The following is a 12133-nucleotide window of genomic DNA, read 5'->3' as shown; positions in this document are numbered from 1 at the left end:
GGATGCCTCCCGGTGTGCACTGCCTCTATGACAGTCGTGTAACGAGGTGAAGCGGCCGGCGCGCTTCGCTGCAATTGGCTGCGCGGGTGTGGCAGTCCGGTCGAGGGCCCACCGCTCATTCGATGCCGTCATCGTCTTTAACTTTCCTTGTCGAGGTGAATTCCGGCCGCGGCCTTCGTCCCAGCGCGATCAGCGCGCCGGCTCGTTCGAAGGTCCGCGCCACTGAGAGCGCCGCGCGCAGCTCGGCGCTCGAGATTGTGCGTTTCAGGTAGAGCGCGGTTGCGCCGCGCAGGATGGCGCTCGCCAGCCTGAACAACACGATCGCGCTCCATCGCTGGCCGCGGCCAAGCGTCGTCACGCCCCGACCGTGGCGAGCTGGACGATCCGCAGCAGCACGAGCCCGGCGGCGACGACCAGATAGCCGCGCAGCACGATCATCCAGATCCGGCTCAGCGGGCTGAGCCGCGCCGGCGGCAGCCGGTCGAGCGGCGGCATCCGCCAGGTGTCGCGATCGAAAAGCGGCGGGTGGTGCCGCTTGAAGCGGAACGAGGCGTTGCCGTGCGACGACATCTCGTACAGCTTGACGAGCGCGGTGACCGCAAGCGCCAGCACGCTGCCGCCGACCAGAATGCCGATGATCCAGGCCTCGCCGAGATCGGGGAACAAAACCGAGGCGGTCAGGATCACCGACAGCATCACCAGCCCCGCCACCACTGCGCCGGTGAACAGGTTCAGCCGGGTCGAGTTGATCCAGGGCCCGAGGATGTGGCGGTCGTTGCAGAGCAAGAGCAGGAACACGGTCGCGCTCGGCAGCAGCACGCCGGCGAGCGTCTGCACCGCGTTGGTGAGCAGCCCGAGCGGCGTGCCCGGCGTCAGCACCAGCACGGCGGCGAGCACGATCAGCCCGCAATAGACGCTGTAGAAGCCTTTCGCATCCCACGGCTTGCGGTGCAGCGAGTGCTTGACCGCGAACACGTCGCCGATCGCATAGGCGGTCGAGAGAGACACTGCCGCCGCACCGATGATGCAGGCATCGAGCAGCGCCAGCGCAAACAGCACCGCCGGCAGCCGGCCGGCATATTTCTCGAGTCCGGCCGCGGTCCCCAGCGCATCGGTGTAATTGCCGAATTCCGGCCTTCCTGCGAACACCTCGGCGCAGAACGAGATCATCGCCACGGCGCCGACCACGACCAGCACGATGCCGATGCACAGATCCATCCGCTCATAGCGGATGAAGCGCGGCGTGATCCGCTTGTCGACGATGTAGCTCTGCTGGAAGAACAATTGCCACGGCGCCACGGTGGTGCCGACGATGGCGACGATCAGCAGCATCACTTCGCCGAGCTTGGCGTCGTGCGGCATCTTCGGCACGAAGAAGTCCGAGGCGATCTGCCCGATCGGCGGATGCACCATCAGGATGATGGGCACCAGCAGCAGGCTGCCGGCGACCAGCACGATGCCGAAGCGTTCGAAGCGGCGGAAGTCGCCGGTGGAGACCGCCAGCATCACGATGGCAGCCGAGGCCAGCACGCCCCAGAACTGCGAGACGCCCAGAAAACTGAGCGCGAAGGTGATGCCGATGAATTCGGTGACGATGGTCAGCGCGTTCAGCACCAGCAGGTCGATGACGCTGAAGGCGCCCCAGAACTTGCCGAAACGCTCGAAGATCAGCCGCGCGTGGCCGACGCCGGTGACAGCGCCGAGCCGCACCACCATCTCCTGGTTGACGTAGAGCACGGGGATCAGCAGCAGCAGCGTCCACAAGAGCGTGGTGCCGTAGTTCTGGCCGGCCTGGGTATAGGTGCCGAACGCGCCGGCATCGTTGTCGCCGACCATCACGATCAGGCCGGGGCCGACAATGGCGAGCAGGGTCTTCAGGCGGGCCGCGAATGTCGCCCGCGGCGCGACATCATCCTTGGCGATGCTGCCAAGCGCACCACGGATATCGCCGAGATGTGCGCGGTCGAGGACCGCGGTCCGGATCGAGGTGGCGGCGTCCGTTTGATTGGGGGCGTGCATGTTCACGTCATTCACGACGGTCATGACTCGTTCCTTCTTGCTTGCGTGGTTTGCTGGTTCGGGTTGCTGGAAAGCGGATGATGTTGGTCGCATCAGGCGCTGGCGCTGGTCTTGCGGCAGGCCGGCGCTTCGGCTCGGTGCTGGTGTCGAGAAGCAGTACGGCGCCGAGCGCGGCGACATGGCGCAGCAAGCCCGCGCTCTCGCTGACGAGTCCGACGATGCTCCGCATCACCGGGACGAACGGATCAGGGTGTGCATTTATGTGCCGGACGGTCGGCGCGGCGGCCGGCCGAGGGGGCGGCGCGAAGATGTCATTTACCTTGATCATGGTCGCCTCCTGTCCGCTTCGGCGCTTGCATGGACGGATTCGAATCCCGGTGGCGGGGCTTCGGTGGCTTCTCGGCAATCCCCAACTCGTCGGCGCGGCGGCGCATCTCGATCCAGACCGAGCCGGGATCGATGCCGGCGCGATGCCACAATGCGACGAGGTGGTAGAGCAGGTCGGCGCTTTCGCTGACGATGGCCTGCGTGTTGTGCTTGACGGTCTCGAGCGCGACCTCGCCGGCCTCCTCGATCACTTTCTGGGCGATCTTGCGAGTGCTCGAGGTGAGCAGCCTTGCGGTGCGCGGGTGGTTATCCGGCGTCACCGCGGCGAGCGACGCATGCAGGCGATCGAGTTCGCTCTGCGAGCCTGACGCCGCCGTGCGCCGCTCGTCGCTGGCCGGATGACCAGCGGCTTGCCGTCGCAAGCGTCGCTGCCGACGGGATGGCTCTGTCTCTGGTTGTCTGGCGGTCTCAGTCATACCTGCTCCGATCGTCTCCGCGCTGCCTGTCAGGCACGGCGCGAGGGACGCGGAGCGGCTTTACGCGCGCGCGTAACCTCCGCTGCCGTGAGCAGCGGCAATTCCAAACGTGATGTCGTTCCCCGGAGGGAGTCCCGTTGCCGCGCCGCGATGGCGCGCAACGGGACAACTAGGCCCTTCGTCCATGTCGGTCCTTCAGGCGGTTGCGGTCATCTTTGCGGCGAAACGCGCGATTGTTGCGTGCGGGCCGGAACGCCGGTCCGCGCGCGGCTGTCGGTCGAGATCATTCGTTGATGATTCGAGGGTGGTTTCGACGATCCACCGGCACTCCAGCCGGCCGTCGATCAGGATCCAATGACAGGCCGGGGTTGGACGCCGGTGGTCCGCCGGGCGGCGAAAACCCGGCAGGTTGTCATTGGAATAGGTGGCCGCCCGCGGCGGAATCTGCCGCGGCTCGAACGGCCGGAATTTTGCGAGCTTTTCGAACATCGCTCACCTCCACTTTCCGCTGGTCGTGCGGCAGGCCGGTGAGGAGCAGGCGGTCAGCTAGGGCGCGACCACCCATCCACGCAGGCGAAATCTGCGCGATCAGTCTTGCTGTGTTGCGGCGTCAACAGTCCCGTCGTGGGTCTACTGTCGCCTGAGTTGCTACTGCCCATGTGCCTTCTGTGTTGGCTCGTGGTCGGGTTGGTCTCCGGGGTAAAACCCCGGCGCGGAACGAATGTTCCGACAATCGGGCACTACGCCTGACACAAACGCGTGTCAAGCCGAATCTGCTATCCTCCGGGGAGGATCATGATTATCCTCCAGGGAGGATAGGAGAACCATATGTCCGACGACCATCCGCACGTTGCCATCGCCCGGCGCCTCAAGCGCGCCAACGGCCATCTCGAGACCATCGTCGAGATGATCGAGCAGGGCCGGCCCTGTGCGCAGATCGCCCAGCAATTGCAGGCGGTGGAGAGCGCGATCGAGAGCGCCAAGAAGGCGCTGATCCACGATCACATCGGCCACAGCCTGGAGGAGACGCTGAAGGCATCGGGGCCGAAGGGCCGCAATGTGTTGCGCGACTTCCGGCTGATCGCGAAATATCTGTGACCCAAGGTAGCATGAGGCGGACTGACAAGGGTTGACCCGCCCGGGGGGATCGCCGGACGGGTCGTGTGCGACACGGGGTGGATGAGGACCCGTGCCGAACGCAGGATCCGCAGCCTTTGGAAAAACCCGTCGATCAGTAGCAGGTGCGCACGCGGCCGATGTAGTTGCCGTAGGCGTCGAACTGGCGCACCCAGCCACAGCGGCGATAGCCGGTGTCGTAGTAGCCGTCACTGGCCGCGATCGCGCTGCCGACGATGGCGGCGCCGACGAGGCCGGCGCCAACGCCCCAGCCCCAGCCGTACGGCTTGGCTTCGGCCTGCGAGGTGGTGGACGCGATGGTGCCGGTCACGGCGAGCGCGGTGAGGGCGAGGGCGGCAAACTTGGTCTTGATCGACATGGGATACTCCATCCTGTTTGAGCGCGGCGCCGGTCTGGTCCGCATGCCCGTTGGACGGAGGCTTTCCGGTTCCGGTTCGAACACCGTGCCGGGAAATATGGTTTCGTGGATTGTTTCGTCGCCTCTGCCGGGATGAAGCAAGACCCCGTCACTTGCCTCCGAATACACCCGGATCGAACCTGTCGACGTCGGCAAGCAGCTCGCAGAACGCGCGTGCGCCGTGCTCGAGCAGCTGCTCGCCCTTGTCCGCAGAAGCCTTGGTCGCATCGCCGACCGCGCCGCTTGGATTGAGGTCCTGCGCCTGCCAGGCGAACGGCGCCGGCCGCTGGGTCGACAGCAAGCGGTGATCCTTCTCGATCTGAATGCTCGCGGGCTTGAAGTCCGCGATTGCATCTTTCCGCACATGTTGCGGATACTTCGCCAGCATGATCGAGGTCTCGACCGCGCCGCCATGGATGCCGTGGCGCAGTTCGTCGGCCTCGAACAGCCCGTCGGGCGTGCCGAAGCGTGACCAGCTCGTGGTCACCACCAGCATTTGATGTTGCGCGCGCAGGTCCTGCGCGACGAGTTGCATCGCGGCGGAGTTACCGCCATGGCTGGTCACGATCGCGAGCTTCCTGATCCCGGCGCGCGCCACGCTCTCGCCGAGCGCCATCCAGCTCTTCAGCGCCACTTCGGTCGGCAGCGTCAGCGTGCCCGGAAAGTCGATGTGCTCGGTGGAGATGCCGACCGGCTGCAAGGGCAGGAACGTCGCCGGGATGGCCGCCGGCAGCAGCGCCTGCACCCGCGCCAGATACGCCTCGCCGATCATGACGTCGGTTCCAAGCGGCAGATGCGGTCCGTGCTGCTCGGTCGCGGCCAGCGGCAGTACCGCGATCCAGCGCGCGGCCGCGCCCTTGGCGATATCGGGCCAATGGATGGCGGTCCAGTCACGGGGCGGAAGCGTCGAGGTCATCAAGCCGGTCGTTTCAATACAAGCGTTTCATTGGATGGATTTGCAGGTTAGTTTGTCTAACATCAGTGGGGCGTTCCCGTCTCCGGGCGCGGTCCACGTCTTCCCGCCTTCCATCATGGGCCATAATGATCGACGGAGTCCAACCATGATCCCGGCCTTTTTGCTGCGAGCGTTAACCACAGCGCTGCTGGCCGCCACCCTCGGCGTTTCCGCAGGCCTCGTCCCGGCGCGGGCGCAGAGCTCGGACAAGACCTTGGACAAGGTCTCGTTCGGTACCAATTGGGTCGCCGAGGGCGAGCATGGCGGGTTCTTCCAGGCGCTCGCCGACGGCACCTACAAGAAATACGGCCTCGACGTCACCATCGTGCCCGGCGGTCCCAACGAGAACAACCGCATGCTCCTGATCGCGGGCAAGCTCGACTTCTTCATGAGCGCGAACTCGCTGCAGACCTTCGACGCCGTCACCAACAACGTGCCGCTGGTCGCCGTCGCGACCATGTTCCAGAAGGACCCGCAGGTCTTCCTGACCCACCCGGAGGTCAAGGTCAGCAAGATCGAGGATCTGAAGCCGCTCACGCTGCTGATCTCGAAGGAAGGCATCACCAGCTACTTCCAGTGGCTGAAATCCGAATACGGCTTCGACGAGAACAAGGTGAAGCCCTACACGTTCAACCCGCAGCCTTTCATCGTGAACAAGCAAACCGCCATGCAGGGCTATGTCACCTCCGAGCCCTTTGCGGTCGAGAAGGCCGCCGGCTTCAAGCCGAACGTGCTGCTGCTCGCCGATTACGGCTTCAACTCCTATTCGACCTTGATCGAGACCCGCCGCGACCTGGTCGACAAGAAGCCGGATCTGGTGCAGCGCTTCGTCGATGCCTCGATCGTTGGCTGGTACCATTACGTCTACGGCGACAATTCCGCCGGCAATGCGATGATCAAGAAGCTCAATCCCGACATGAACGACGAGCTGCTGGCCTATTGCGTCGCCAAGATGCGCGAGCACGGCATCGTCGATTCCGGCGATTCCATCAAGAACGGCATCGGCGCCATGACCGATGAGCGGATGGCGAGCTTCTTCGACAAGATGGTGCGCGCCGGCGTGGTCAAGAGCACCATCGATTATCGCCAGGGCTATACGCTGCGCTTCGTCAACAAGGCGGTCGGCGTCGAGCTCCGGCCGAAGAACTGAGTTAGGACTCGTGATCAAAGCGGTTGCCGCATCGGAGGTCCACCTCTCCCCTTGTGGGAGAGGCATAGGCCGCCTATGGCGGCCGTACTTAGCGACGCCGAAGCAACGCTTCGGCTATGTCGCATCGCCAGATGCGATCCGGGTGAGGGGTGACGCTCTCTCGTGGGACCTGTGCCCCCTCACCCGCGCTTTCAGCGCGACCTCTCCCCGGTGGGGAGAGGTGCCCTTCGCGGCACGATCGCGCTCGGCAAAATCCAGCCGTCGATGGTAGAGAGCATCGTGCCGGAAACCGATGCCAGCAGCCCAGCGGTGCGCCTGCGCGGCGTCACCAAGACCTATGATAGCGGTGTGATGGCGCTCGGGCCGCTCGACCTCGATGTCAAACGCGGCGAGTTCGTCTCGCTGCTCGGGCCCTCCGGTTGCGGCAAATCCACTGCGCTGCGAATTATCGCAGGCCTCGCCGCACCGAGCACAGGCACGGTCGAGCTCGCGCATCACGGCACCGAGCGGCGCGGCAGCCACAGGATCGGCTTCGTGTTCCAGGAGCCGACCCTGATGCCGTGGGCCACCGTGCGCGACAATGTCCGCCTGCCGCTGAAGCTTGCCCGTGCGCCGGTGGCTGACGCCGACATGCGCATCGATGCTGCGCTCGATCAGGTCGGGCTGGCGGAGTTCGCCGGCGCCTATCCGCGCGAACTGTCCGGCGGCATGAAGATGCGGGTATCGCTGGCACGGGCGCTGGTCACCGATCCCGACATCCTGCTGATGGACGAGCCGTTCGCGGCGCTCGACGAGATCACGCGCTTTCGCCTCAACAACGATCTCTTGTCGCTGTGGCGTGACTTGCACAAGACCGTCATCTTCGTGACGCACTCGGTGTTCGAGTCGGTCTATCTCTCCGAGCGCGTGATCGTGATGACGGCGCGTCCGGGCCGGATCGGCGCCGAGTTTCGCATTACATCGGCCGAGCCGCGCGGCGAGGAGTTCCGCACCTCGGCCGAATATGCCGCGTTCTGTCGAGAGGTCTCCCATGCGCTGGCGCCATCCTATGCAGGGCAGGCGGGCGCATGAAGTCTCCGCAGGACCTCATCCGCTTTCTGCTTCCCGTCGCGGTGTTTGCCGCGGGGCTCGTGCTCTGGGAAGCGATCGTCCGCGCCTATGGCATCCAGCCCTATGTGCTGCCGAGCCCGCTGTTGGTGCTGAAGACGCTGGTTGCGGACTGGCCGATCCTGTCGCAATCGCTCGGTGTCACGCTGCTGACCACGCTCGAGGGTTTCGTTGCCGCCGCAATCGGCGGCGTCGTGCTGGCGCTGTTGTTCAACCAGTCGAAATGGCTGGAATATTCACTGTTTCCCTACGCGGTGGTCTTGCAGGTCACGCCCGTGATCGCGATCGCGCCGCTGCTCCTGATCTATCTGCAGCAGCAGACCGCCGTGATCGTCTGCGCCTGGATCGTGGCGTTCTTTCCGGTGCTGTCGAACACCACGCTCGGCCTCAGCTCGGTCGATCGCAACCTCGCCGGATTGTTTCAACTTTACGGCGCGTCAAGGCTGCAAACGCTGCTGTTCCTGAAGCTGCCCGCGGCGCTGCCCTACATCCTCGGCGGCCTGCGCATCGCCGGCGGCCTGTCGCTGATCGGCGCCGTGGTCGCGGAGATCGCGGCGGGCAGTGCCGGCGCCGGCTTGGGCCTTGCGTTCCGGATCGCTGAATCCGGCTACCGGCTGAATATTCCCCGCATGTTCGCAGCACTTCTGCTGCTATCGCTCGCCGGGATTGTCATCTATGGGGTGCTGGCGCTAGTTTCGCACCTGTTGTTGCGGCGTTGGCATGAGAGCGCGTTAGGAAAGGAAAGTTGATGGCCCCGATTTCTTCCGAAAAGATCGATCTGCTGATTTATGGACCGATCCGGCCAATCCTCGAAAACGGCTTTTCCGACCAATACGTGCTGCACAAGGCCGAGAGCCGCGGCGACCTCGAGCGGCTGACGCCGGACACGATGGGCAAGATCCGCGGCATCGCCGTCACCTATCACACGATGGCGACCGACAAGACCGCGATGGCGCTGTTTCCGAAGCTCGAGATCGTCGGCAGCTTCGGCGTCGGCTACGACCACGTCGATTCCGCCTATGCGCGCGATCACAATATCGTGGTCACCAACACGCCCGATGTGCTGACCGAGGAGGTCGCCGACGTCGCGATGGGGCTGCTGATCGCGACGCTGCGCGAATTCGTCAAGGCCGACCGCTACGTGCGCTCTGGCCTGTGGCAGACCCAGAATTATCCGCTCAGCGTCGGTTCGCTGCGCGACCGCAAGATCGGCATCGTCGGCATGGGCCGCATCGGCCAGGCGATCGGGCGGCGGCTCGAAGCCTCGCGGGTGCCGGTGTCCTATCACTCGCGCAATCCATCCAAGGACGTCTCCTACAAGCACTATCCCGACCTGATCGAGATGGCGAAGGCGGTCGATACCCTGATCGTCATCGTGCCGGGCGGCGCCTCGACCGCGAAGATGATCAATGCCGATGTCCTCAAGGCGCTCGGCCCGCGCGGCGTGCTGATCAATGTTGCGCGCGGCTCTGTCGTCGACGAGCCGGCGCTGGTCGCGGCGCTGAAATCCGGCACCATCCTCGCCGCCGGTCTCGACGTGTTCGCGGCCGAGCCGAACGTGCCGGACGAGCTGAAGGCGATGCAGAACGTCGTGCTGCTGCCGCATATCGGTTCGGCCTCGGTGGTGACGCGCAACGCGATGGACCAGCTCGTGGTCGACAACATCAAGAACTGGTTCGCCGGCAAGCCGCCGCTGACGCCGGTTGCCGAGACGCCGGTTAGGGATCGCTGATGGCATTGTCCCGCTTCAACGTCGTGCTGTGTCTGCTGCTGGCCGCGTGCGGTTCGGCAGCGGCGCAGGATGTCACGACGTTGAAGAAGGACATGGTCGGGCAGTGGGAGCTCGCCACCACCGAGCGCAGCAAGACCTGCGTCGTGACGCTGAAGAGCGATGCGACGCCGCAAGGCTTGAAGCTCGAGCTCGAGCCGGCCTGCGCCGCGGCGCTGCCTTTCACCAAGGACATCACCGGCTGGAGCATCAAGGGCCTCGGCGACATCGTGCGGCTGCACAACGCGGCCGGCGAGGCGGTGATCGATTTCACCGAGGTCGAGACCGGCATCTTCGAGGGCATGCGCACCAACGAGGGCGTCTACATCCTGCAAAATCTCGCCGCTGCCCGCTCGCTCGCCAAGTCGATGGACCAGATGATCGGCGACTGGTCGATGGTGCGCGGCAACGGCCAGGCGATCTGCGCCCTGGTGCTGACCAACACCGACGCCGGCAACGACAATTTCCAGGTGTTCATGAAAGGCAAATGCGATCCCGCGGTCGCGGCTTTCAACCCGACGACGTGGCGACTCGACCATGGCCAGATGATCCTGATGTCGGCCAAGGGCGAGACCTGGCAGTTCGAGGCCGACGACAACGCCCAGTGGCGCCGCGTCCCTGACAGTGCTGACCCGCTGATCATGCTGCGGGAGCAGTAGGGGGCTGACGAGTGTCACCTCCGCCGCATGCGGTACCCGCGGACAACATGCGCGATTTCGGAATATTGGAAATATGTCCCTGATTTGCCCGACGTGTCAAGGTGCCGGTGTCGGACGCCGGCAGCCCGCCGGCTCCTTTGCATGGGGTTGTTTTCGATATTTTTGGCCCCGCGCATCCGCGGCGGCTGTAAAGGGGAAGGGGGCGCGCCGCCGATGCGTCCGCAGTTTGCCCTGTTCCGTCGTCTAGCCCGAAAATAATTCCCCACCCCATGTCGATCCGATTGGCGCCGGATCGTCGTCACCAATAGCGAGCCGGTCTTGCGGCGATCATCGTCGCTTCTCGCCCCAACAGGAGTTTTCCGATGCGGTTCATGTATATCGTCACCTCGTCCCAGCCCCCGCGGCCGCCGACGCCGGCCCTGATGGAGGCGATGGGCAAGCTCGCCGAGCGCGAGATCAAGGCCGGCCGCATGATCGATACCGGCGGGCTGCTGCCGGTCGCGATGGGTGCCCAGGTCCGCATCACCGACGGCAAGCTCAACGTCATCGACGGGCCGTTCATCGAGACCAAGGAGATGATCGGCGGCTACGCGATCTTCGAGCTGCGCAACAAGGAAGAGGCGGTGGCTGCCGCCGTGGAGTTCATGCAGCTGCACAAGGAGCACATGCCCGGTTGGGACGGCACCTGCGAGGTGCGCCCCTTCGCCTCCCCGGGCGTCGACGGCGCCTGCCAGGTCGATGTGTCCGCAGCGCTTGATGCGTAGCGGGCGGAGCGTTTCCAGGCGAAGCGGCTTCCGGTTCGCGTGAAGACGACGCGTCCAGGCAACGATCCAGGTCGGCGGCGATGACGGTCGCCGACATCCAGGCCACGATCCTTGCGGTGTGGCGCATCGAGCAGCCGCGGCTGATCACCAGCCTGTCGCGGATGCTGCGTGACGTGCCGCTCGCCGAGGATCTGATCCAGGAAACGCTGATCGCGGCGCTCGAGCATTGGCCGGGCAGCGGCGTGCCGGAGAAGCCGGGCGCCTGGCTGATGGCCGTCGCCAAGCGCCGGGCGCTCGATCACCTGCGCCGCAATCGCATGCTCAGCCAGCGGCACGGCATGCTGGCGCATGACCTGGCGCGGGAGCAGGAGACCATGCCCGATTTCGATTCCGCGCTCGACGACGATATCGGCGACGAACTGCTGCGGCTGATCTTCACCGCCTGCCATCCGCTGCTGTCCCGCGAGGCCCGCGCCGCGCTGGCGCTGCGGATGATCTGCGGCCTCACCACCGAGGAGATCGCGCGCGCCTTCCTGCAGGCGGAAGCGACCATCGCCCAGCGCATCGTGCGCGCCAAGCGCACGCTGTCGGAATCAGGCCTTGCCTACGAGACGCCGCGCGGCGCGGCGCTGTCCGAGCGGCTCGCCTCGGTGCTCGAGGTCGCCTATCTGATCTTCAACGAGGGCTATACCGCTGCGCGCGGCGACGAATGGCTGCGGCCGCAGCTCTGCGACGAGGCGCTGCGGATCGGCCGCGTGCTGACCTCGATCGCGCCATCGGAGCCGGAGGCGCACGGCCTGCTGGCGCTGATGGAGTTCAACGCCTCGCGGATGGCGGCGCGCACCGACGCGGACGGCGAGCCGATCCTGCTGATGGACCAGAACCGCGCGCTGTGGGATCGCCTGCAGATCCGCCGCGGGCAGCTGGCGCTGGCGCGTGCTCGCGAGCTCGGCGGCGCCGGCGGCTTCTACGCGTTGCAGGCTGCGATCGCCGCCTGCCACGCCGAGGCCGATGCGCCCGGCGCGACCGACTGGCGCCGCATCGCCGCGCTCTACGGCGATCTCGCCGCGCTGCTCGACTCGCCCATCATCGAGCTCAACCGTGCGGTCGCGATCGGCATGGCGGAAGGGCCGCAGGCCGCGCTTGCGATCGTCGACGCTCTCGCCGATGAGCCGGCGCTGAAATCCTATCACCTGCTGCCGAGCGTGCGCGGCGATCTGCTGCACCGCCTGAGCCGCTTCGCCGAGGCGCACACGGCGTTCGAGGCGGCCGCCGCTTTGGCCGGCAACGCGCGCGAGCGTGAGTTCCTCAAGCGCCGCGCCGCCGCCGCTGCACGCGCGGCGCAGGACCACGGGCGGCGCTGACGGCGGACCG

Annotated in this window: 15 protein-coding genes; 8 read left to right on the top strand and 7 right to left on the bottom strand. The window is 65.7% G+C overall.

Annotated elements, in window-relative coordinates; all coding sequences use genetic code 11:
- Positions 1 to 115 precede the first annotated feature (115 nt).
- The 5 genes from QDT69_RS29185 to QDT69_RS29165 all read right to left on the bottom strand — a co-directional run bounded on the left by QDT69_RS29185 (position 116) and on the right by QDT69_RS29165 (position 3311).
- Entirely contained in the window at positions 116 to 319 is a 204-nt protein-coding gene (locus tag QDT69_RS29185; RefSeq protein ID WP_279709926.1) for a hypothetical protein, read from the bottom strand.
- Positions 320 to 354: 35 nt separating this feature from the next.
- On the bottom strand, positions 355 to 2043 hold the full coding sequence (locus QDT69_RS29180) for an Nramp family divalent metal transporter (protein ID WP_279709925.1): 1689 nt from the start codon (positions 2041 to 2043) through the stop codon (positions 355 to 357).
- Positions 2027 to 2347, bottom strand: coding sequence for a hypothetical protein (locus QDT69_RS29175; RefSeq protein WP_279709924.1), 321 nt, complete (start codon positions 2345 to 2347; stop codon positions 2027 to 2029). The genes QDT69_RS29180 and QDT69_RS29175 overlap by 17 nt, the downstream gene beginning before the upstream one ends.
- On the bottom strand, positions 2331 to 2822 hold the full coding sequence (gene hisE / locus QDT69_RS29170) for a phosphoribosyl-ATP diphosphatase (RefSeq protein WP_279709922.1): 492 nt from the start codon (positions 2820 to 2822) through the stop codon (positions 2331 to 2333). Before hisE ends, QDT69_RS29175 begins: the two co-directional genes overlap by 17 nt.
- A 195-nt stretch (positions 2823 to 3017) precedes the next feature.
- Positions 3018 to 3311, bottom strand: a complete 294-nt coding sequence (locus tag QDT69_RS29165) for a hypothetical protein (RefSeq protein ID WP_279709921.1) — start codon at positions 3309 to 3311, stop codon at positions 3018 to 3020.
- Positions 3312 to 3650: 339 nt separating this feature from the next.
- Between QDT69_RS29165 and QDT69_RS29160 the strand changes: the two genes are divergently transcribed.
- Complete coding sequence (locus tag QDT69_RS29160; RefSeq protein ID WP_279709920.1) at positions 3651 to 3920, top strand: metal-sensing transcriptional repressor; 270 nt, start codon at positions 3651 to 3653, stop codon at positions 3918 to 3920.
- 133 nt (positions 3921 to 4053) lie between these two features.
- Here QDT69_RS29160 and QDT69_RS29155 read toward each other — a convergent pair whose 3' ends face one another.
- Positions 4054 to 4317, bottom strand: a complete 264-nt coding sequence (locus QDT69_RS29155; protein WP_163154304.1) for a hypothetical protein — start codon at positions 4315 to 4317, stop codon at positions 4054 to 4056.
- Positions 4318 to 4465: 148 nt separating this feature from the next.
- Positions 4466 to 5272, bottom strand: coding sequence for a creatininase family protein (locus tag QDT69_RS29150; RefSeq protein ID WP_279709919.1), 807 nt, complete (start codon positions 5270 to 5272; stop codon positions 4466 to 4468).
- Positions 5273 to 5417: 145 nt separating this feature from the next.
- Here QDT69_RS29150 and QDT69_RS29145 point away from each other — a divergent pair, with 145 nt between their 5' ends.
- From QDT69_RS29145 to QDT69_RS29115, 7 genes are all read left to right on the top strand, one after another.
- Positions 5418 to 6461 carry an ABC transporter substrate-binding protein gene (locus QDT69_RS29145; protein ID WP_279709918.1) on the top strand — a complete coding sequence of 348 codons (1044 nt, stop codon included), beginning with the start codon at positions 5418 to 5420 and terminating at the stop codon, positions 6459 to 6461.
- 264 nt (positions 6462 to 6725) lie between these two features.
- A complete protein-coding gene (locus QDT69_RS29140; protein WP_279709917.1) occupies positions 6726 to 7532 on the top strand; it encodes an ABC transporter ATP-binding protein in 807 nt (268 codons plus the stop codon).
- The gene (locus tag QDT69_RS29135) at positions 7529 to 8317 is read left to right on the top strand and encodes an ABC transporter permease (protein WP_279709916.1); all 789 of its coding nucleotides are present in this window, start codon (positions 7529 to 7531) and stop codon (positions 8315 to 8317) included. Before QDT69_RS29140 ends, QDT69_RS29135 begins: the two co-directional genes overlap by 4 nt.
- A complete protein-coding gene (locus QDT69_RS29130; RefSeq protein WP_279709915.1) occupies positions 8317 to 9300 on the top strand; it encodes a 2-hydroxyacid dehydrogenase in 984 nt (327 codons plus the stop codon). The genes QDT69_RS29135 and QDT69_RS29130 overlap by 1 nt, the downstream gene beginning before the upstream one ends.
- Positions 9300 to 9995 carry an AprI/Inh family metalloprotease inhibitor gene (locus QDT69_RS29125; protein ID WP_279709914.1) on the top strand — a complete coding sequence of 232 codons (696 nt, stop codon included), beginning with the start codon at positions 9300 to 9302 and terminating at the stop codon, positions 9993 to 9995. The genes QDT69_RS29130 and QDT69_RS29125 overlap by 1 nt, the downstream gene beginning before the upstream one ends.
- Positions 9996 to 10357: 362 nt before the next feature.
- The gene (locus QDT69_RS29120; protein WP_279709913.1) at positions 10358 to 10759 is read left to right on the top strand and encodes a YciI family protein; all 402 of its coding nucleotides are present in this window, start codon (positions 10358 to 10360) and stop codon (positions 10757 to 10759) included.
- Positions 10760 to 10839: 80 nt separating this feature from the next.
- Complete coding sequence (locus tag QDT69_RS29115) at positions 10840 to 12123, top strand: sigma-70 family RNA polymerase sigma factor (RefSeq protein WP_279709912.1); 1284 nt, start codon at positions 10840 to 10842, stop codon at positions 12121 to 12123.
- The last annotated feature ends 10 nt before the right edge of the window (positions 12124 to 12133 follow it).

This window comes from Bradyrhizobium sp. CER78 (assembly GCF_029846235.1).
Lineage (GTDB): Bacteria > Pseudomonadota > Alphaproteobacteria > Rhizobiales > Xanthobacteraceae > Bradyrhizobium.
This window is presented reverse-complemented; position numbering and strand designations above follow the sequence as displayed.

Coding starts and splice junctions, on each gene's coding strand:
- QDT69_RS29160 (WP_279709920.1), top strand. CDS start 3,651: ATGTCCGACGACCATCCGCACGTTGCCATCGCCCGGCGCCTCAAGCGC.
- QDT69_RS29125 (WP_279709914.1), top strand. CDS start 9,300: ATGGCATTGTCCCGCTTCAACGTCGTGCTGTGTCTGCTGCTGGCCGCG.
- QDT69_RS29115 (WP_279709912.1), top strand. CDS start 10,840: ATGACGGTCGCCGACATCCAGGCCACGATCCTTGCGGTGTGGCGCATC.
- QDT69_RS29145 (WP_279709918.1), top strand. CDS start 5,418: ATGATCCCGGCCTTTTTGCTGCGAGCGTTAACCACAGCGCTGCTGGCC.
- QDT69_RS29140 (WP_279709917.1), top strand. CDS start 6,726: ATGGTAGAGAGCATCGTGCCGGAAACCGATGCCAGCAGCCCAGCGGTG.
- QDT69_RS29150 (WP_279709919.1), bottom strand. CDS start 5,272: ATGACCTCGACGCTTCCGCCCCGTGACTGGACCGCCATCCATTGGCCC.
- QDT69_RS29120 (WP_279709913.1), top strand. CDS start 10,358: ATGCGGTTCATGTATATCGTCACCTCGTCCCAGCCCCCGCGGCCGCCG.
- QDT69_RS29175 (WP_279709924.1), bottom strand. CDS start 2,347: ATGATCAAGGTAAATGACATCTTCGCGCCGCCCCCTCGGCCGGCCGCC.
- QDT69_RS29130 (WP_279709915.1), top strand. CDS start 8,317: ATGGCCCCGATTTCTTCCGAAAAGATCGATCTGCTGATTTATGGACCG.
- QDT69_RS29155 (WP_163154304.1), bottom strand. CDS start 4,317: ATGTCGATCAAGACCAAGTTTGCCGCCCTCGCCCTCACCGCGCTCGCC.
- QDT69_RS29180 (WP_279709925.1), bottom strand. CDS start 2,043: ATGACCGTCGTGAATGACGTGAACATGCACGCCCCCAATCAAACGGAC.
- hisE (WP_279709922.1), bottom strand. CDS start 2,822: ATGACTGAGACCGCCAGACAACCAGAGACAGAGCCATCCCGTCGGCAG.
- QDT69_RS29135 (WP_279709916.1), top strand. CDS start 7,529: ATGAAGTCTCCGCAGGACCTCATCCGCTTTCTGCTTCCCGTCGCGGTG.
- QDT69_RS29165 (WP_279709921.1), bottom strand. CDS start 3,311: ATGTTCGAAAAGCTCGCAAAATTCCGGCCGTTCGAGCCGCGGCAGATT.